Origin of the sequence: Streptomyces viridochromogenes (assembly GCF_001270495.1) — a bacterium.
Classification (GTDB): domain Bacteria; phylum Actinomycetota; class Actinomycetes; order Streptomycetales; family Streptomycetaceae; genus Streptomyces; species Streptomyces viridochromogenes_A.
The window spans coordinates 31,956-50,312 of record NZ_LGUR01000252.1; the positions used below are offsets into that span (position 1 = coordinate 31,956).

Genomic DNA, 18,357 nt, shown 5'->3' on the forward strand with positions numbered 1-18,357 from the left:
GCACCTTCAGGGTGCCGCCGCTTTCCTGTGCCCGGGTCGGGCCCGTTGCTCAGGCCAGCCCGCCCACCAGCCGGAACGCCGAGTCCGCCAGGTACAGGGAGCTGTACTCGAAGGGTTCGAGGCGGACGACGAAGTTCTTGTGGCGGAGGAAGTAGCCCGGGTAGTTCACCGACTCCAGCATGATCGCGCCGGAGTAGGAGGAGCCGCGGGGACAGAAGGTGGCGTCCTGTCCGAACTGGGAAGAGCCGTCGCTGCGTTCGGCGCGCAGGACGAAGTTGCGGTGGCGCAGATAGCTGCCGTCGCTGGTGGCGAAGGAGTAACAGGAGCCGTCGGCCAGGCCCTTGACCTGCTTGAAGGTGGAGTCCTCGCGGGATTCCGAGCCGCCGGCCGGGTCCAGGGCCACATAGCCGCCGCTCGCGTGCCAGTAACGGTCGGGGTAGTTGACCGAGCGGACGGATCGCCAGGTGGTGGCCGGGGGTTTCGGGGCGGCCGGTGAACTCGCCTGACGGGAGGGCGACTTGGACGGCTTCGGCGCGGGTTCGGGCGGGCCGACGTCCTGCTGGCGGGGCGCCCTGGTCGTCGCCTCGTCCGTCGCCAGGCCGCTCTTGCCCTTCGGGGGAGTCTCCGACGGCGTGGCGAAGGAGATGAGGCCGGGGACCGACACGTTGTCGTCGGCCGGCGCCGAACGTGACTGCTCGTCAGGTGCCCTGTCCGTCACGACGATGGCTGTGGCGCACGCGACGATCGTCGCCACCGCCATCGTGCCCGCCAGCCACAGGCGGCGCGTCCCCGGTGCCCGGGAGGTGTCCGGGGCCCAGCCGTTCTCCCAAGGTTGGTCCTGAGGCGGCCGGGACTTGATTTCTGGCATGCGCTGTTCCTCCAGCGACGTCACACGACAGCAGCCCGCGGCTGCGGAGACCCGGTATGTGAACGGTGAAACACTAGTGGGTGCAGGGGCGTTGGAGCAGCTGTTTGGAACGAGCCGTATCCACATCGATGTCCCGGGAAAGCCTTTGTGTACAGCCGTGCGCAACGTTGTGTACGCTCGTACACATGGGATACCTGCTGCTCGCCGGAGCCATCGCGGCCGAGGTGGCCGCCACGACGGCCATGAAGTACAGCGACGGTTTCAGCAGGCTGTGGCCGTCCCTGCTGACCGCCCTCGGCTACCTCGTCTCCTTCACGCTGCTCGCCCAGACGCTGAAGTCCGTCTCCGTGGGCACGGCCTACGCGATCTGGGCCGGCGTCGGCACCGCGGCCATCGCCACCATCGGGATCCTGTTCCTGGGGGAGGGGATGACCGGTGTCAAGGCCGCCGGCATCGCGTTGATCATCGCCGGAGTGGTCGTGCTGAACCTGGGTGGTGCGCACTGATGGCCCGGCGCTACGACCCCGAGCGACGTCAGCGGATCATCGACGCGGCCATCCGGGTCGTCGGGGAGAAGGGCATCGCCGGGCTGAGCCACCGCACGGTCGCCGCCGAGGCCGATGTGCCGCTCGGCTCCACGACGTACCACTTCAAGACCCTCGACGACCTGCTGGTCGCCGCCCTGCGCCAGGCGAACGAGGGCTTCGCCAAGGTGATCGCCTCGCGCGGCGCCCTGGAGGACCCGCACGCCGACCTGGCGGCCGAGCTGGCCGGCTGGATGGGCGAGTGGCTCGCGGGTGACCGAACCGGCGTGGAGCTGGAGTACGAGCTCTACCTCGCCGCCCTGCGCCGGCCCGCCCTGCGCCCGGTCGCGGCCGAGTGGGCGCGGGATCTCGCCGAGCGGCTGTCCCGCCGAACGGACGCGGTCACGGCGCGGGCGCTGGTGGCGCTGATGGACGGGATCTGCCTTCAGGTGCTGCTCACGGAGGTGCCGTATGACGAGGGGTATGCGCGGGAGGTGCTGGCGCGGGTCATTCCGTGACCGGTGCCGGGTGGGCCGCGTGGCGGGGGTGGTGCCGCTGCGCTCCTCGCCCCCGCCGCCCCTACCCGTCCCGTCCCCCAGGGGCGCTGCCCCTTCAACCCCGCCGGGGGCGTTGCGCCTTGACCCTGCCGGGGGCGTTGCCCTCGGACTCTGCCGGGGGCGTTGTCCTCGGACTCTGCCGGGGCGTTGCCCCCGGACCCCGTGAGGGGCTCCGCCCTCGCCCTCGGCCTGATGTCGCCCCAGCTCCCGCTCGGCCCCCTCGGCCTCTGAACGGCCTCGTCCTCAGACTCCCCCAGAGGGGCACCACAGGCAGGTCGCCCAAGGCCGCCCGGCACGTGAGACGCCTTGTCCACCGGTTCGCCCGAGCGGGCAGCGTCACGTTAGGTTGCCCTCATGACCGACACGACTGCTCCTCGCACCACCGGCGCCGTGGCCGCCGGCCTCGCCACGATCGCCGCCGACGGCACCGTTCTCGACACCTGGTTCCCCGCGCCCGAGCTCGCCGCCGAGCCGGGTCCCTCCGGCAGTGAGCGGCTGTCCGCCGAGCGCGCCGTCGAGCTGCTCGGTGAGGGTGCCGCGAAGGCGATCGGGCCGGACGCCCGCCGGGGCGTCGAGGTCGTCGCGGTCCGCACGGTCATCGCCTCGATCGACGAGAAGCCGATCGACGCGCACGACGTCTACCTGCGCCTGCACCTGCTCTCCCACCGCCTGGTCAGGCCGCACGGCCTGAGCCTGGAGGGCCAGTTCGGCTTCCTCGCCAACGTCGCCTGGACCTCCCTCGGCCCGGTCGCCGTCGACGACGTCGAGAAGGTCCGCCTGAACGCCCGAGCCGAGGGCCTGCACCTCCAGGTGACCTCGATCGACAAGTTCCCGCGGATGACCGACTACGTGGCCCCCAAGGGCGTCCGCATCGCCGACGCCGACCGGGTCCGCCTCGGTGCCCACCTCGCCGAGGGCACCACCGTCATGCACGAGGGCTTCGTCAACTTCAACGCCGGCACCCTGGGCACCTCCATGGTCGAGGGGCGCATCTCCGCGGGTGTCATCGTCGGAGACGGCTCCGACATCGGTGGCGGCGCGTCGACGATGGGCACGCTGTCCGGCGGCGGCAACGTGATCATCTCCATCGGTGAGCGCTGCCTGATCGGCGCCGAGGCGGGCGTCGGTATCGCGCTCGGCGACGAGTGCGTCGTCGAGGCCGGCCTGTACGTCACCGCCGGCACCCGCATCACGATGCCCGACGGCCAGATCGTCAAGGCCCGCGAGCTGTCGGGCGCCTCCAACATCCTCTTCCGCCGCAACTCGGTCACCGGCACCGTCGAGGCCCGCCCGAACAACGCGGTGTGGGGCGGGCTGAACGAGATCCTGCACAGCCACAACTGATCATCGGCGGCCGTGACCTGCGGCCGCCTAACCGATCAACGTCCTGACCTGCTGATGAGCTGTCGGCAGCTGTCGACGTCGGTCAACGTTGAGCGCCCTTCCACGGCCCGAGGACGGCCCGGGAGGGCGCTCATGCCGTTGGACCGGGTGACGGTGGCGAGGCCAGTGTCCAGCTGACTCGGCCACGCAACGTTCACCTGGCTGACTACGAACTCCTCATGGCTGGGCGGTGTCCCGGAACAGCAGGTGGACGTTCGCGCCCTCGCCGCCGCGGATGACGGTCGCGACGGGCCGTGGCAGGTAGTCGGTCGCCGAGTCCCGGCTGCTCAGCAGCCGTTCCCAGCCGTCCGTCCAGGGCTGTGCACCCGCCTTGACCTTCTCGGCCATCCGGTCGAAGTCGGCCTGCGTGTGCAGCAGCGCCGGGTGGGCGAACCCGCCCTTCGGGGCCGTCGGCACGGCTGAGGCGGTCTCCGTGGCCGCCCCGATCGCACCGGCGCCGGCACCGGCCGCGCCGGCGAGCTTCAGCATCCCGCGACGGCTGAGCGAACGGTCTGTGGTGGCCTGCGCCATCGAACTGTCTCCTGGTTCTTCTGCGGTCCCGTACCAAGGAGACGCGCGCCGCACCGGTGCATAACAAAAACTGTCCGGCGGCCCGGTGGGCGAGCAGTGTCGTATGTGCGGGCGCGGTTCGCCGCGCCCTGCGGACGGCGACTCGCCCTCATACAAGGGGCATGGGGCCGTATCGGAGGAATCCGATACGGCCCCTTGAACATTTACGACGAACGCATGGGGCCCGCAGGACCAGAGCGCCTACTGGCCCGCAGGCCCAGGGCACCTACTGGGTCGCGGTGCCGTCCTTGCGCACCAGCCGGTCGTGAGCCTCTTCGAGCCGGTCCGTGATCTGCTCGACGCCGATGGCGTCAAGGCCCTTCTGCCGTCCCGTCACGGCGGCCTTCGCCGCCGACGACGCGGAGGCGAACAGGGTCCAGGAGTCGGCCGTGAAGTCCGCCCGCTCCGGACGTCCGATCTTCTCCAGGGCGCCCCGGATCGGTGTCGTGTCCACCGTGCTGTCCACGTCCCCGGAGATGGCGTTGAACGCGTCGAGGACGATCTTTCCGGACTTGAGGACGAACCTCGCCGTGTGCGCGCCGTCGGGCAGACCGCGCAGCGCGTACGTCGCGAGGCGCTTGTCGGTCGCGGCCGTCTTCGCGTCCCGTGCGATCAGCTTTCCGTCGACGTAGACGTCGAGGACGGCGGTGCCGTCGTTGCCGCCGATGACGTCGATGCCCGTGCCGGTGAACGGGACGGTGAACGACGAACCGGCGGTCGTGCCGGTCGACGTCGACCGGTACCAGTCCATCGCGTCGCCGAAGGAGGCCTTCCTGCTCCACGTGCCGTCGTAGGTGACCGAGCTGTCCATGTTGTCGAGCTGTGCGCGGGCGTAGGGCGTGTACCCGTCGATCTTCTCGACCTTCAGGTTGTCGAACGCCGTCTTGTGGAAGTCGGATCCGAGCTTGACGCGTCCTTCGGTCTGCGGAGTCGGGTCCTGGTACGTGGAGACGGCCTTGCCGTCGATGTACGTCGTGATCGTCGCGCCCTTCGCCTCGATGGCGAGGCGGTAGCCGTCGGACGCCGCGACCGTTCCCGACTCGACGGCCCTGCCGTATTCGTAGAACGTCCAGGCGCCGGTCGGTGCGATGCGCACGTTGTACGCGGCGTCGCTGATCGCCATGCCCTTCTGCTGACGGACGCCCAGGGAGGCGAGTCCGCCGGCCGGGTCGGGGAACGAGACGTCGACCGTGGCGCGGTAGTTCTCCCAGCGGAAGTCGCCGACGGTCGTGTTCGGGGTGTGGCGGTTCCAGGCGCCGGTGTCCTTCATGGACTGGTCCATGTACTGGTACAGGACGTTGTCGCCGCTCGCGTCCGCACCGACCTCCCAGGCGCCGGTCTGGTCGACCATGAAGCGTGGCTGGTTGCCGCGCGACCTCAGGTAGGGCTGGGGCGTCTTGTGCGCGCCGTTGCCGGTGCCGACCTGGACCCTGCCCTCCTCCTCGTACCCGAAGTCGTCGGCGTACAGGACGTTGTCGCGGGTGTTGTGCTTGGTGCCGCTCGCGTCGGTGTCCAGCACCGTGCGGTCCCACGACCCGGGCAGGCGTTGCTTCGTCGCCTTGTCGTGGCTCTTGTCGAGCGTCGTCAGGGTCACGATCGACCTCGGCTCGACCGTGTGGGTGTAGTACCCGTCGCTGCCGGGCCGGATCTCGTCGACGAGGTGCTTGAAGTTCGCGTCGTAGGGCCGGCCCGCGTCCGGTCCGCGGGTTTCCCAGATCTCCATGGTCGGGTCGGAACCGAGTCGCATGTTCTCGGCTTTGATCCGGTAGGTCTTGGGCTGGTCGCTGTCGTTGACGACGATCGTGGAGAAGTCCTTCTTACGGGGGTCCGCGAGCGTCATGTAACTCGGGGCCCCGTTCGAGCCGTCGACGTTCTCGGTGCCGCTCACCCCGCTGTAACTGGCCTCCGGCACGGTGCGCCAGATGCCCGCCGTGTTCGTGTCGTTCTCCCAGCCGGTTTTGGCGAACTGGGTGAAGTGCTGCATCACATAGAGGGCCGCGTCGTAGTGGAGGTGGCCCGACCACGGGTCACGCGCGCTGACGAGTTCCTTGTGGCTGTACTGCGCGCCTTCGTAGAAGGAGCCGATCGCCGGCTGGAAGATGTAGTGCGTCCGCTTCGAGTTGGCGTAGCTCTTGACGGAGCGGTTCGCGAGGTCGAGGGCGCTCTGGACGCCGCCGATACCGGTGCTCGTTCCGTTCGGCCCCTCGGTGTTGTTGACGCGGTAGTCGGTGTAGCCGAAGGAGGCGACTCCCTCGCTGTACCAGACTTCCTTGTCCTCGTTGTATTTGTTCTCACCGGTCGCCAGCCTGGTGTACGGCAGATGGGTGTCGCTGCCGACGGGCCCGTCGCGCCGGTCATCGGTGTTGTAGTGGTAGCCGACCGCGTCGACCATGCCGAAGAGTTCCGCGTCGCTGAGCATCGCCGGCCCGAAATTGTGGGTGGTGTTCTCGTCGGCGGCGATGATCTTTATGCTGCGGTAGGCATTCTCGGCCTGCTCCCGCTTTTTCGCCGGGACGCCGTAGCGGGGATCGGCGAAGTCCGTGTCGGCCACAATCGCCTTCTTGTACCACTTGATGAAGGCCTCGTCCGGATCATGCGTCTCGTTCGTGTCCGGGTTCACGTAGTCGACCATGTACCCGTATTTCTCGTACGCGTCGAGAATCGTCTCCTTGTACCACTTGTACATCTCATCGGAGCCGGTGCCCTTGTTCCATTCGTTCTGGACCCATCGGGGCATGACCCAGCGGAGGATCGAGACCTTGAGCTTCGGGTTGACCGTCTTGGCGTCCGCTGCCAGCTGGAAGCCCGGGGAGCGCGACGCGTCGGCGAGTTCGTCCGCGGTGCGCATGGTCGCCGGGTCGGAACCGGTGGACGTGTTCGTGTCCGAACCCATCTCGACCTTGACATGGTTGATCAGGGGGTTCTTCCCACCGAACAGCACGCGGATGAGCTGCCAGTACCGGTCGGGATGCTCCGCCTTGTAGTCCATCAGCAGGTTGCTCGTGCTGTTGCAGCTGAGCACGCCGAGGCCCTTGTAGGTCAAACCGTTCACGTTGTCGGCGCGAACGTCGTCCCCGTTGACCACGACCTCCACGGGATCGTCCGCGGTGTGGGCGGCGGGGGCGGTGATCACTCCGGCCGCGAGTGCCATGGTGGTTGCCGCGGCAAGCGACATCCAGCCGAGTCTTCGCTGTGGGCCCATCCCGCTTCGACTCCTTGTTCTCGTAGGGCGTACCGACGCCAGACGTTCGAGATTCCGAAAGGTGTCCGCGATTCCGGGAGGACCGTAGGTGGTAAGCGATTTCTACGTCAATCCCTGTGCACGTCCTGCCAATTGAGGTCCCCTTGGCGTCCTCATCGGCTGGAAAACGCTTGGATGCCGAGGTGGCCGTCGTGGGACACTGCCGTACTCAGGGGGAGTGGGGCGAAAACGCCTGAATCGTGCAAGGGGTACAAGGTCCAGCCGGGCGGGGGCTCGGTGCTCCTCGCACTTCGTCACTACGGACGGGAGTTGACCCGGCCGCGGATTCAGCCTCTCCGCGTTCGCGGCGGTGCGGGATGATCAGGCCGGTGCCCCGGTGGTGTCCGCTGGAGGCTCATGGTCTCTGGACAGCTTCGAAGCCCGGTGGGCGGAAGCGAGTGTGAGCGGGCTGTGCGCTTGGTCGGCTGGTTCGGATGTCCGAGTCGGGCGTGCTTGCGAGTGCACAACCCTGCCGGTGTCGAAATCGCCGATCAGACACAACAGCGCCTTCCTGACCCATGCCGGACAGGATCTCGACGCCAGGCTGACCGGCAGTACCAAGGCGACGCGAGCAAGGTGATGTGAATCGCCTGCCGCACACGGCACCTGGTCGCGCGTTTGACGCTCATCCCCTCGACGTCGCGAACCGGCCGGCCGCAAGTTCTTATCAAGCCGCAGGGGAATCCCCACAGTTCACGGCAGTCGACCTGCGAGCGGGATCGCTCAAGTAGCGTCTCCGGACACTCCGCTCCAACGGCCTCCCCGCCCCCCATGTCGACGGAGACCACACCCATGTCCGCTGTGACGAACGCATCCGGGTCCGGTTCGCCATGGTTGCCGCGGAGTACCAACTCATCACCCCCGAGGCTCCGTTGCCCTGTTTCGCGCTCTTGCTCGGCAACGCGGAGCCGAGCGAGTACGCAGAGGTCGCCACTCGACTTCACATTCACCACCGGATGAGAGGGACATACACAGCATGCGATCGATCAACCGACTGACAACATCAGTCGTCGGAGCGGCCGTGCTCCTGGGCTGCGTCTCGGGACCGGCCGTGTCACAGGCGAAGCAGGACGGCACAAGGGTGCTGGTGTTCTCCAAGACGGCCGGCTTCCACCACGGCTCGATCTCCGCCGGTATCGCGGCGGTGAAACAGCTCGGCGAGACGGGCGGCGTCACGGTCGACGCGACGGAGGACGCCGGGGCCTTCACGGCCGACAACCTCGGGCGCTACGACGCGGTCGTGTTCCTGTCGACGACCGGTGACGTCCTGAACGCCGCCCAGGAGACGGCCTTCGAGGGCTACATCCGCAGTGGCGGGGGCTACGTCGGCATCCACGCGGCCGCCGACACCGAGTACGACTGGGCGTTCTACGGCGGGCTCGTCGGTGCCTACTTCGAGTCGCATCCGTGGTGGCCGATGCGTGCCACGGTGCACGTCGAGGACCGCGCCCACCCGGCGACCGCCAACCTGCCCACCACCTGGAACCGCACCGACGAGTGGTACAACTTCCGCTCGAATCCCCGGGAACGGGTCCGCGTCCTGGCCTCCCTCGACGAGTCCTCGTACTGGGGCGGCAACATGAACGGCGACCATCCGATCGCCTGGTGCCAGAACTACCAGGGCGGCCGCTCCTTCTACACCGGCGTCGGCCACAGCAAGGAGTCCTTCGCCGAACCCGCCGTCCGTCAGCACCTGTTGGGCGGAATCCAGTGGGCCACCGGCGCCGTCGAGGCGGACTGCCGGCCGAAGAACGGCTAGCGGCCGCTCTTCGACGGCACGGCCGCGTCGCTGTCGGCATGGCGGCAAGCGGCACCGGGCGCCTTCGAGCTGAGCGACGACGGAACACCGACGTCGGCCGGCGGCCTCGGGATGCTCTGGCACGCCGGGTCGGAGTTCACGTCGTGCTCGCTCCAGCTCGACCGGAAGCCGGCCACTGCCTCCGGCGATGACAACTCCGGTGTGTTCGTGGGCTTCCCGCCCCCGGACGACCCGTGGTCGGCCGTGGACAACGGCTACGAGATCCAGCTCGACGCGACCGGCACCCCGGACCGCACCACCGGGGCCGTGTACGGCTTCCCGTCCGCCGACATCAAGAAGCGTGACCGTGCGCTGAACCCGCCGGGGGAGTGGAACACGTACGTGCGCGGAGCCTGGGTGAAGCCCGCTTGCCGGTGGGGTCGGCCGCGCGGCGAGGTGCCTGCCGGTGCAGGTCCTGTTCCGCGCGGCCTCCTGCCGAACCGGACGTGACGGTTTCCCGGTCATCCGGCTCTCCCGTGATCACGGCGTGAATCACCTGGCCGTCCGTGCCTCGTGGATACGGTCATGGCAGGCGTCGCAGGTCACAACGGCCTTGCGGCGCCGGTCGAGCATGACGCGTGCCCAGTCGGACGGTGGCCGTCCAGCAGGCGCGAGCTCGGCGAGGGCGCGAATGTGATGCGCTTGGGCGTCATCCTTGGCGCCGTGGATCTCGCAGGTGTCCGCCAGGAGCCGGGTGATCAGCTCCTTGTCAATCGCCTCGTGGCGTGGAGACGATCTATGCCGCCGGTCCCTCGGCGAGGGCGGCTCGGTAGTCACGTCCGTAGTCGATCGGGCTCTTGAACCCGCACACGCCGTGTAGTCGCCTGGTGTTGTGGAGGTCGGTGATCCAGGTGGCGATCTTGCACCGTACTGGTCAAGGCCGGGCAGGGCGTCGGACAATGATCCGGACAGCAAGCGGGGACCGTCCCGCGCAGCCACCGGGGAGCATCCCTTGCAGCAGTCCGCGAGCGACGACGGCCTCTTCGACCACTGTCCCTGGCTGTTCGGCAAACAGGCTTCCGAAGGGCAGCGCGCGGCACAGCAGGAGCGGCAGAAGCGGCTGCTCGGCGCTGGGCAGGTGCGGTTCGGCGAGGGGTGCTTCGTCGCGGCGACCGCGGCCGTGTATCCAAAGCGGCTGCACCTGGGCGACCGGTCGTACATCGCGGCCCACGCCTACGTCACGGACGACGTGCGCACGGGCGCCGACTGCTCGGTCAACCCGTTCGCCGTGGTGCGCGGCACCGTCACGCTGGGCGACGGCGTACGCATCGGCGCGCACAGCTCGCTGCTCGGCTTCAACCACGGCGCCGCGCCTGATCTGCCGGTCCATCGGCAGCCCGTCACCAGCCGCGGCATCACCGTGGGCGACGACGTGTGGATCGGCTCCCACGTGGTCGTCGTGGACGGCGTCACCATCGGAGACCACTGCGTCGTCGGCGCCGGCGCGGTGGTCACCAAGGACCTGCCCGCGTGGACGGTGGCGGCCGGCAACCCCGCGCGCCGCATCCGCGACCGCCGGGACGCGCGCGGCAAGGCCCCGCGTTCCGGCGCGCCGCTCGCCGGCCGACTGCCGGAGTTCGCCGAGACCGCCCGCGCGGAGGTTCCCGGCCTGCTGGCCCGCTGCTGGCTTGCGGACGCCGGACGCTACGTCGACCAGCCCGGCTCCGAGCCGACCGTGCGGGCGCACTGCGACGCGGTGGAGATCGCCGACCTGCTCCTCGGCACCGCTCCCCCGCAGTTGCCGGCCGCCGAACACGCGGCGCGGCTGCGTGCACTGCAGGATCCCGCCACCGGCCTGGTGCCCGAGTACGGCGAGGCACCCGCGCCGCCCGGCCCGCCCGGCCCGCCCGGCCCGACCGGGCTGCCGGACGACGGCGCCTGCGCCTATCACGTGCTGTGCGTGGGCTACGCGCTGGATCTGCTCGGCAGCTCCTTCGCCCACCCGCTGCGCCCGGTGCGGGACACCACAGCGGACCAGTTGGTCCGGCGCCTGTCCGCACTGCCCTGGCGGGACCGCGCCTGGCGCGCCGGGTCGTGGGTGGACGCCTGGGCCACCGCGGCGCACTGGAACCGGCGCCTGGGCGGGGAACCGGCCGAACCGGGGGCGCTGGAGGCGCTGTTCGGCTGGCTGCACACCCATGCCGACCCGTGGACCGGCATGTGGGGCTCTCCCACCCCCGAGGGCGGACGCCTGCAGATGGTCAACGGCTACTACCGGCTCACCCGCGGCTCCTTCGCCCAGTTCGACCTGCCGGTGCCGTACGCCGAGCGGGTCATAGACACCGTTCTCGACCATGCGCGCGACGCACGCCACTTCTCTCCCGGCCGGGAGAACGCCTGCAACGTCCTGGACGTCGCCCACCCCCTGTGGCTGTGCGCCCGGCAGACCGCCCACCGCGCCGACGAGGCCCGTGCCTGGGCGGCGGACCAGCTCGGCGCCGCCCTCCGGCGCTGGCATCCGGGACAGGGTTTCGCGTTCGGTCCCACGCCCGACGGCACCGGCCCGGGCCGCGCACCCGGGCTGCAGGGCACCGAGATGTGGCTCGCCATCATCTGGCTGCTCGCCGACCTGCTCGGCCTCGCCGACCTCCTGGGCTACCGCCCACGCGGCATCCACCGCCCGGAACCGGCCCCGGCCGGCGAGAGCGGACAAACCCCTTGACTCACGCCCTGCCGCCCCGTGCCGGTCCCGTATCACCGGCTTGGGCGCCCGGTTCTGCACGCGGCGGCTCCTCAGCAGGCCGAGCCGCCAGGGCAGCGGGTCGCAGGGGCCGATGGCGGCGAGGTTCACGCCCTGGTACGCGTAGCGCATGCCGCAGGGGCTGATGGTGAGCCGCTGGTCGATGCCACTGCGGAGCATTTCGCCGTGGCTGATGTCCCGGGTCCGGGCGGTGCCGTCGAAGGTGACGTTGTGACCTCGATGGAACCTGCGGCGATGGTCACGGTGCGGGACCGGTGGTGACCGTTGCGGACCACCAGCCGACGCCCGGCCGCGTCCGTCTCGGCGGCCAACTCGGCTGTGTGATACGGAGCGCCGCAGGCTCGACAGCCTCCCGAGCGAGCACCTCGTTTCATTTGTCGCGTTTCTTTCGCCGACGCTCTCCCGTCAGGCCGCACGCTTCCTCGCAGCGATCCGCTGCCGGGAAGCCTCGTACAGCACGGCGGTCGCGGCGTTCGCGGCGTTCAGTGAACTCGCCGAGCCGGTCATCGGAATGCTGACGGTGTGGTCACACAGGTCCCGCCAGGTGCTGCTCAGCCCGGACGTCTCGTTGCCGATCAGCAGCAGCACCGGCTGGGTGAAGTCGAAGTCGAAGACGTCGCAGTCCCCCTTCTCGTCCGTGCCGACCAGGACGATCGACTGCCCCATGGCCCGCCGTGCGTCGATCCAGGCCGTCACGTCACCGGGCGAGGGAACGCGTATGGCCGGTACGGCGAACAGGGACCCCGTGCTCGCCCGCACGGACTTGGGGTCGTACACGTCGGCGGCGTGTCCCGACACGATGAGCCCGTGCGCCCCGAAGGCGTCCGCGGACCGGATGACGCTGCCGATGTTCCCCGGGCTGGTCGGCCGGTCGAACAGGACGCCCAGGAAGTCGTCGCCGGGCGTTAACCGACCGAAATCGTCGTCCGGCATCTCCATGACGGCGACGAGCTCCGGCGCGCTCTCGCTCTTCTCCCCGAGGTCCGCCAGCATGTCCGGCGCCATGGCGATCCGCTCGGCGTCGACGGACCGCAGCAGATCCTCCGCCCACTGCGACAACGTCCGTTTGTCGTCGTATATCAGCGCCTTGACGGGCCAGCCGTACCGGACTGCCATCGATATCGGACGAACACCCTGCACCAGGAACTCACGCGCTCGCGTCCGCTTGTTCCGGTTGGTCAGCAGCGACTCCCACTGCTGGAAGCGGGCGTTGCGGGCGGTGATTCGCCGGAGCGGTGGCAAGGGTTCTCCAAGGCAAGCCGGTAGCGATGAGGTGATGCCGCGTCAGCCTACTGACGGCCAGGAAATTCAGCCGAGTTGGCTATGGGCGGCGAGGCGGGCGGCCGGGCCGCGGCAACCCGGCGCCATCACGTACGGGTTACTCCACGTGACCTCGTCGCGGTCCAGGCAGATGAACGGTTGGACGCAGTTTCCGATCACACGCCGAACCGACGAAATGAGGACCGATGACCGGTCGAGTGAAGACGAGCGCGCGGACCAGGGTCGTACTCCGCCTGGTCGTGGGGACACTGGCCGCGGGGGCGGCGTGCTGGCTGCCGGCGGGCAGCGCGTACGCCGACGAGACCAACACGGCCTCGCACAACGGCCCCCGTATCGGGCTGGTCAACGTGGGCCAGGTGGACGACCCGATGGAGGATGTGCTGGAGCACTTCCTGCTCTTCGGTGACGGGTACACATGGGGCTGATCGCGTACACCGGGGTCCGTACCGCATCCTGTGCGGTACGGGCCCCGGCCCGTGCACGGATCTTTTTTCCGTGTGCCGGCATAGCGGCGGCCCGCCGCACGCGTCACCAGGAGTAGGAGAGGCGGGCGCCGGGCCGGCCCGGGGGAAGAGAAGGTGACGATGGATGCCGAAGCGCAGGACAGGTTTCGGGAGTTCGTGGAGAACCGGTCGTCCGCGCTGTTGAGGACCGCGGTGCTGCTGAGCGGCGGCGATCGGCACGCCGCGGAGGACCTTCTGCAGAACGCCCTGGTCAAGGCGGCCGACCGCTGGCACCGCATCGACGAGCCGGAGGCGTACGTACGGCAGATCCTGTACCGGCAGCAGATCAGCCGCTGGCGGCTGAAGTGGCGTCGGCGCGAACTCACCGTCGCCGAGCCGCCCGAGACCGGCGCGAGCCCGGACGCCGCGCCCGACACGGAGCTGCGGCTGCTGATGCGCGGGGCGCTGGCCCGGCTGACGGCACGGCAGCGCATCGTGCTGGTGCTGCGCTACTTCGAGGACCTGCCCGAGGCCGACGTGGCCCGCGTCCTGGGCTGTTCCGTGGGCACCGTACGGTCCACCACCCACCGTTCGCTGGCCCGGCTGCGCGCGCTCGCGCCCGAGCTGGCGGCCCTGGGCCCGGCCGACGTCGAGTCGCGGCCCTCCCGTGACTTCTCGCCCGTGGAGGTACGACCGTGAACGTCGAGGAACTCGTGCGGGACTCCCTGCGGGAGCTGGCCGACGAACAGACGGCTGCCGGAGCGGGGCTCGCCGACCGGGTCCTGGTGGTCCGCCATCGCCGGCGCACCCGGCGGATCGCCTCCGTCGTCGCGGCCACCGCCGCCGTGGTCGCCATCGGCGTGGCGGTGCCGCTGCTGGACTCCGGGAAGGAGGACGTGCGGCCCGCGGACGTCGTCCAGAAGAGCAAGGACGTCGCGCACCCGGACCAGTCGCCGCCGCGCGACCTGATCTCGGCCGGGAACACAGTACTGGCCGCCTACTACGTCCCCCGGACCGTCAAGCACTCCGCCGAGCAGGCCGAACGCGTCCGCGACTACTGGCTGTTGGACCAGGAGACGGACAGGTATGTGAAGACCACCAAGTGGTCCTACGTCGCCGTCGCGCCGGGTATGAAGACGGCGGCCGTGCTGGAGCGGAACCTGCCCGCCTCGCGGATCGGCCTGCTCGACCTGGCCACCGGCAAGGTCGCGCGATGGATCCAGGTCGACCACAAGGTCGCCGGACTCTCCTTCTCGCGCGACGGTCTGAAGCTGGTCGCGACGACCTACGGCGAGAACCCCGACCAGCTGGTCAAGATGGCGGGTTCCGACGGCTGGGACCAGAGGCAGCCGTCGAGCCGCACCGGCTTCTACGTCATCGACGTGGCCTCCGGCAAGGGCTCCTGGAGCGAGGTCAAGCTTGAAAGCGACCCGAACGACCCCATGGGTGACAGCTTCATCAACGCCCGCCAGGACTTCGCCCTCAGCCCCGACGGCAGGCATGTCTGGGCCGGGAACCCCATGGGAGAAATCGGCAAGCAGTTCTACGACCTCACGGGCGCCGAGGTCGACGTACCGGCGGACCAGAAGCACCTGCAGTGGTACGTCGACGCGTGGCAGTCGCCCAGCGGCAGGCTGGTCGCCGGTGACTTCGCGGGTGAGAAGTGGAAGACGTCCTCCTGGGTCATCGACGCCCGCACCGGTCAGAAGACCGAGGTGCGCGGGCAGCAGCTGCTCGCCTGGGTCGGCGACACGTCGCTGATCGCCTGGGACATCGCGGCGGACGGCAAGAACGAGTTCCATCAGCGGCTCGTGAAGGTCACCATCGGCAGTGACAAGACCGTCCCCCTCAGCGGCTTCCGCAAGGGTAACGACGGTGCCGCCGGGCGCTGGGAGCCCGTCTTCGCCGAGCGCTGATCAGGCCGACTGTTGGTCACCGACTGCTGATCAGTCGGTGACCAACTCCTGGTACGCCGCCAGCAGTTCGTCGACCGCCTCGCGGCCGGCGGGCCGCAGCGGTGCGCGGACGGGACCCCCGGGCAGGCCCAGTTCATTGAGCAGGGCCTTCACGGTGACGGTGCCGGGCAGCCCCGCCGACATCATCAACTCGATGAGCGGCGTGGCACGTTGTTGGAGGCGGGCGGACACGGGGGTGTCGCCCGCCTCGAACGCGTCGAGTACCGCCCGCAGCCGGGAGGGGACGACATTGGCGACCGTACTGATGTATCCGGCGCCCCCTACCGCGTACAGCGCCAGATTGTGCTCGTCGCACCCCGCGTAGTACGCCAACTCCGTGCGTGACAGCACCTTCTGGGCGCCCAGGAAGTCGTAGGAGCAGTCCTTCACCGCCACGATCCGGGGGTGCTCGGCGAGCCGGATCAGCGTCTCCGGCTCGATCCGGGTCCCGGTGCGGCCCGGGATGTCGTACAGCGCGAGGGGCAGTCCGGCCGCGTCCGCGACCTCGCGGAAGTGCGCCTCGACGGCGTCCTGCGGGGGCTTGCTGTAGTACGGCGCGACCACCAGCAGGCCGTCGGCGCCCGCCTTCTCGGCCGCCAGGGCCAGCTCGACGGTGTGCCGGGTGTCGAAGGTGCCCACACCCGCGACGACCGACCCCCGGTCGCCCACCGCCTCCCGCACGGCCCTGATCAGCTCAGACTTCTCGGCGTCCGTCGTGGTCGGCGACTCGCCCGTCGTGCCCGAGAGCACGAGCCCGTCGCACCCCTCGGACACCAGCCGGTCGGCCAGCCGCTGCGCGCCGTCGAGGTCCAGCGATCCCGCCTCGGTGAAGGGCGTGATCATGGCGCACAGGGCGCGGCCGAAGGGCGGGGCGGGGGAGGGCGTCGTCGTCATGGAAGTAGTCTCGGCAGGTCAACCGTGAAGCTCCACTTAATTCTTCTACGAGGTATCGATAAGAGTTGCTGTGAGGTGCGGGCCCATTGGGTCACTCGCAGGCCCTATGTCCAACTCGGGCGGCATGGGTCACTATGGCCAGGACGGTCATCGGCCCCTGGTCATGGGAGGCGTCATGAAGCTCGGCAAGGCACTCGCCACCGGAATCGCGGAAGAGCGGCCGCAGACCCGCGAGGAAGAGCCCGAACTCCGGCTCCCCGAGGAGATCGAGGGGCTTGAGGCGCCCGAAGAGGTTCCGGTCACCCGGTGAGGCTGCGGCTTCCGGAGGAACGCCCGACGGAGCCGCCGACCGGATACAAGATCGCCCACCCGATGCTGTCCACGGACGGCACCCGGGCGGGGTTCACCGGTGTGTCGCTCGGCGGCGCGCTGCCGTACGGGGTCCTGGCCGACGCCTCCTGTGTCTACGGCCTGCGGCACCGGGCACCGAGCCGCCGCTGCGACTGCGGCTTCCACTGTGTGCACGACCGTACGGCGGCCGAGGCACTGCTGTGCACGGCCGAGCACCGGGCGGCCGTACTGCTCGAAGTCACCGTGCTGGGCCGGTACATCCGCTTCGAGCGCGGCTTCCGCTACGCCCGTCAGCGGGTGCGCACGGCCACGGTCGGCCCCTGCGCCTGCGGTACGGTCGCCGCCGCCCTGGCCGACGCCGGCTGGGGCCGCCCCGGCTGGCGCGCGCTCGCTCCCTCCTGTGCGGGCTGCCTGCGCGGCCGTACGTCCGTCTCGCTCGCCGGGTTCGCCCGGCTGGCGGGGGACGGGTTGCGGGTGGCGGCCGGGCAGGGGGCGTCCGCGGCCGCCGTCGACCTCGCCGCGGCCGGTGAGCTCGGCGTGCCCGAACTCACCGCCGAGGCCGCGCTGTTGCAGGCCCGCCTCGACTGGTTCCAGGCCCAGCTGGCCCGGCTGGGTGAGCGCGGGCCGGGCGGCGGACGGAAGGGGTAGCGGGGGCCGCAGCGGGTACCCGGGGTGTTCCGAACCGAGAGGAGGCGGAACACCGTGACCTGGTCCACGGCCCCCGAGCGGGCACGCGACGAGCAGCGCTCGGTGAGCGAACTCGTAGGACAGGCCGGCGAGCAGCTCTCCCGGCTCGTGCGGCAGGAGGTCGCCCTCGCCAGGGAGGAGCTCGCCGAGAAGGGCCGGCACGCCGGCCGCGGTGGCGGACTGCTGGGCGCGGCGGGCGCCGTCGCGTACGCAGGCGTGCTGTTCCTGGCCGTGGCGGCCACCGCCGCGCTCTCACTGACGCTGCCCGTGTGGGCCGCGGCGCTCATCGTGACGGGAGCCTTGTTCGCCGTCGCGGGTCTGCTGGCCGCGACCGGCCGCACCCAGCTGCGCCGCGCCGCGCCTCCCACACCGGAGGAGGCTCTGGGCAGCGTCAGGGCCGATGTCGAGGAGATGAAGGGAAGGGCGCACCGATGACGGACAAGAAGGCGGGGAAGACGGGCGGGGCCAAGGGTCCCGAGGAACTGCGCCGCCAGATCGAGCGGACCCGGGGCGAACTCGGCGACACCGTCGAGGAGTTGGCCGGGAAGGCGGACGTGAAGGGCCGGGCCGTGGCCCGCGCCGCCGACCTCAAGGACAAGGCGGGCGCGATGACCGTGCAACTGCGCAGCAGCGCGGCCCAGGCGGGCCACGCCGTGCAGGAGCGGGCGACCCGTGCCGGGCACGTGGTGCAGGACAAGGCCGCGCATGCCGGGCACGTCGTGCAGGACCGGGCCGCCCAGGCCGGTCACACGGTGCAGGACCGGGCGACCCGCACCGGCCACACCGTCCAGGACAGGGCGACCCACGCGGGCCATGCCGTCGAGCACAACGTCCCGCGTCCCGTCCGCACCGTCGTCCAGGCCTGCCTGCGGCATCCGCGGCCGGTGCTGATCGCCGGGGCGGCGGTGGGGGCCGTGGTTGCGGCGGGAGTGCTGCGGCGCCGACGGCACGGGCACCACTGAGTCGAGACGATACGGCTTGACCTCAAGTTCGGTTGAGGGCGAAAGGTGATCGGTGGCTGCCATGCGCAGCCGCCGATCACCTTTCGCCCTTTCCGTCCATGGAGGCCCCATTGACCCGCCGTACCGACGCCCACCCCGACCT

17 protein-coding genes and 1 pseudogene are annotated in these 18,357 nt (G+C 70.1%); 12 read left to right on the forward strand and 6 right to left on the reverse strand.

All coding sequences use genetic code 11. The features are described 5' to 3' along the window. Positions 1–49 precede the first annotated feature (49 nt). Positions 50–868, reverse strand: a complete 819-nt coding sequence (locus tag ADK36_RS40515) for an AbfB domain-containing protein (protein WP_048585100.1) — start codon at positions 866–868, stop codon at positions 50–52. A 185-nt stretch (positions 869–1,053) separates the two neighbouring features. Here ADK36_RS40515 and ADK36_RS40520 point away from each other — a divergent pair, with 185 nt between their 5' ends. From ADK36_RS40520 to dapD, 3 genes are all read left to right on the forward strand, one after another. Then, the gene (locus ADK36_RS40520; RefSeq protein ID WP_048585101.1) at positions 1,054–1,374 is read left to right on the forward strand and encodes a DMT family transporter; all 321 of its coding nucleotides are present in this window, start codon (positions 1,054–1,056) and stop codon (positions 1,372–1,374) included. Then, positions 1,374–1,910, forward strand: a complete 537-nt coding sequence (locus tag ADK36_RS40525; RefSeq protein ID WP_053201187.1) for a TetR/AcrR family transcriptional regulator — start codon at positions 1,374–1,376, stop codon at positions 1,908–1,910. The genes ADK36_RS40520 and ADK36_RS40525 overlap by 1 nt, the downstream gene beginning before the upstream one ends. Positions 1,911–2,303: 393 nt before the next feature. After that, entirely contained in the window at positions 2,304–3,293 is a 990-nt protein-coding gene (dapD, locus tag ADK36_RS40530) for a 2,3,4,5-tetrahydropyridine-2,6-dicarboxylate N-succinyltransferase (protein ID WP_048585103.1), read from the forward strand. A 216-nt stretch (positions 3,294–3,509) separates the two neighbouring features. Here the strand turns inward: dapD and ADK36_RS40535 are convergent, their stop codons facing one another. Next, entirely contained in the window at positions 3,510–3,863 is a 354-nt protein-coding gene (locus ADK36_RS40535; RefSeq protein ID WP_053201189.1) for a hypothetical protein, read from the reverse strand. Between the two features lie 265 nt (positions 3,864–4,128). After that, the gene (locus ADK36_RS40540; RefSeq protein ID WP_053201191.1) at positions 4,129–7,104 is read right to left on the reverse strand and encodes a GH59 galactosidase; all 2,976 of its coding nucleotides are present in this window, start codon (positions 7,102–7,104) and stop codon (positions 4,129–4,131) included. 1,015 nt (positions 7,105–8,119) lie between these two features. Here ADK36_RS40540 and ADK36_RS40545 point away from each other — a divergent pair. After that, positions 8,120–9,283 (forward strand): annotated as a pseudogene (locus tag ADK36_RS40545) (ThuA domain-containing protein); the annotation flags it as partial. A 150-nt stretch (positions 9,284–9,433) separates the two neighbouring features. Here the strand turns inward: ADK36_RS40545 and ADK36_RS40550 are convergent. Beyond that, on the reverse strand, positions 9,434–9,718 hold the full coding sequence (locus ADK36_RS40550) for a hypothetical protein (RefSeq protein WP_053201193.1): 285 nt from the start codon (positions 9,716–9,718) through the stop codon (positions 9,434–9,436). Between the two features lie 175 nt (positions 9,719–9,893). Here ADK36_RS40550 and ADK36_RS40555 point away from each other — a divergent pair, with 175 nt between their 5' ends. Then, positions 9,894–11,603, forward strand: coding sequence for an acyltransferase (locus tag ADK36_RS40555; RefSeq protein ID WP_053201195.1), 1,710 nt, complete (start codon positions 9,894–9,896; stop codon positions 11,601–11,603). A 444-nt stretch (positions 11,604–12,047) separates the two neighbouring features. Here the strand turns inward: ADK36_RS40555 and ADK36_RS40560 are convergent, their stop codons facing one another. Then, on the reverse strand, positions 12,048–12,884 hold the full coding sequence (locus ADK36_RS40560; RefSeq protein WP_048585108.1) for a TrmH family RNA methyltransferase: 837 nt from the start codon (positions 12,882–12,884) through the stop codon (positions 12,048–12,050). Between the two features lie 224 nt (positions 12,885–13,108). Here ADK36_RS40560 and ADK36_RS40565 point away from each other — a divergent pair, with 224 nt between their 5' ends. The 3 genes from ADK36_RS40565 to ADK36_RS40575 all read left to right on the forward strand — a co-directional run bounded on the left by ADK36_RS40565 (position 13,109) and on the right by ADK36_RS40575 (position 15,282). Further along, positions 13,109–13,348: a hypothetical protein gene (locus tag ADK36_RS40565; RefSeq protein WP_053201197.1), complete on the forward strand. Its 240-nt coding sequence runs from the start codon at positions 13,109–13,111 to the stop codon at positions 13,346–13,348. 159 nt (positions 13,349–13,507) lie between these two features. After that, positions 13,508–14,065, forward strand: a complete 558-nt coding sequence (locus ADK36_RS40570; RefSeq protein WP_048585110.1) for a SigE family RNA polymerase sigma factor — start codon at positions 13,508–13,510, stop codon at positions 14,063–14,065. After that, on the forward strand, positions 14,062–15,282 hold the full coding sequence (locus ADK36_RS40575; RefSeq protein ID WP_053201199.1) for a YncE family protein: 1,221 nt from the start codon (positions 14,062–14,064) through the stop codon (positions 15,280–15,282). Before ADK36_RS40570 ends, ADK36_RS40575 begins: the two co-directional genes overlap by 4 nt. Before the next feature lie 30 nt (positions 15,283–15,312). Here ADK36_RS40575 and dapA read toward each other — a convergent pair whose 3' ends face one another. After that, complete coding sequence (gene dapA, locus ADK36_RS40580; RefSeq protein WP_053201201.1) at positions 15,313–16,215, reverse strand: 4-hydroxy-tetrahydrodipicolinate synthase; 903 nt, start codon at positions 16,213–16,215, stop codon at positions 15,313–15,315. A 175-nt stretch (positions 16,216–16,390) separates the two neighbouring features. Here dapA and ADK36_RS51115 point away from each other — a divergent pair, with 175 nt between their 5' ends. From ADK36_RS51115 to ADK36_RS40600, 4 genes are read left to right on the forward strand one after another with little or no spacing between them, the layout of a single operon-like run. Beyond that, positions 16,391–16,525, forward strand: a complete 135-nt coding sequence (locus ADK36_RS51115; RefSeq protein ID WP_267887443.1) for a hypothetical protein — start codon at positions 16,391–16,393, stop codon at positions 16,523–16,525. After that, positions 16,522–17,214, forward strand: a complete 693-nt coding sequence (locus tag ADK36_RS40590) for a hypothetical protein (RefSeq protein ID WP_048585114.1) — start codon at positions 16,522–16,524, stop codon at positions 17,212–17,214. The genes ADK36_RS51115 and ADK36_RS40590 overlap by 4 nt, the downstream gene beginning before the upstream one ends. Positions 17,215–17,268: 54 nt before the next feature. After that, entirely contained in the window at positions 17,269–17,688 is a 420-nt protein-coding gene (locus tag ADK36_RS40595; protein WP_048585115.1) for a phage holin family protein, read from the forward strand. After that, positions 17,685–18,215, forward strand: coding sequence for a DUF3618 domain-containing protein (locus ADK36_RS40600; RefSeq protein WP_048585116.1), 531 nt, complete (start codon positions 17,685–17,687; stop codon positions 18,213–18,215). The genes ADK36_RS40595 and ADK36_RS40600 overlap by 4 nt, the downstream gene beginning before the upstream one ends. Positions 18,216–18,357: the final 142 nt, after the last annotated feature.

What these genes read in the sequence shown, in the direction of transcription:
- ADK36_RS40515 (WP_048585100.1), bottom strand. Translation starts at nt 868, where the DNA reads ATGCCAGAAATCAAGTCCCGGCCGCCTCAGGACCAACCTTGGGAGAAC.
- ADK36_RS40520 (WP_048585101.1), top strand. Translation starts at nt 1,054, where the DNA reads ATGGGATACCTGCTGCTCGCCGGAGCCATCGCGGCCGAGGTGGCCGCC.
- ADK36_RS40525 (WP_053201187.1), top strand. Translation starts at nt 1,374, where the DNA reads ATGGCCCGGCGCTACGACCCCGAGCGACGTCAGCGGATCATCGACGCG.
- dapD (WP_048585103.1), top strand. Translation starts at nt 2,304, where the DNA reads ATGACCGACACGACTGCTCCTCGCACCACCGGCGCCGTGGCCGCCGGC.
- ADK36_RS40535 (WP_053201189.1), bottom strand. Translation starts at nt 3,863, where the DNA reads ATGGCGCAGGCCACCACAGACCGTTCGCTCAGCCGTCGCGGGATGCTG.
- ADK36_RS40540 (WP_053201191.1), bottom strand. Translation starts at nt 7,104, where the DNA reads ATGGGCCCACAGCGAAGACTCGGCTGGATGTCGCTTGCCGCGGCAACC.
- ADK36_RS40565 (WP_053201197.1), top strand. Translation starts at nt 13,109, where the DNA reads ATGACCGGTCGAGTGAAGACGAGCGCGCGGACCAGGGTCGTACTCCGC.
- ADK36_RS40570 (WP_048585110.1), top strand. Translation starts at nt 13,508, where the DNA reads ATGGATGCCGAAGCGCAGGACAGGTTTCGGGAGTTCGTGGAGAACCGG.
- dapA (WP_053201201.1), bottom strand. Translation starts at nt 16,215, where the DNA reads ATGACGACGACGCCCTCCCCCGCCCCGCCCTTCGGCCGCGCCCTGTGC.
- ADK36_RS51115 (WP_267887443.1), top strand. Translation starts at nt 16,391, where the DNA reads ATGAAGCTCGGCAAGGCACTCGCCACCGGAATCGCGGAAGAGCGGCCG.
- ADK36_RS40600 (WP_048585116.1), top strand. Translation starts at nt 17,685, where the DNA reads ATGACGGACAAGAAGGCGGGGAAGACGGGCGGGGCCAAGGGTCCCGAG.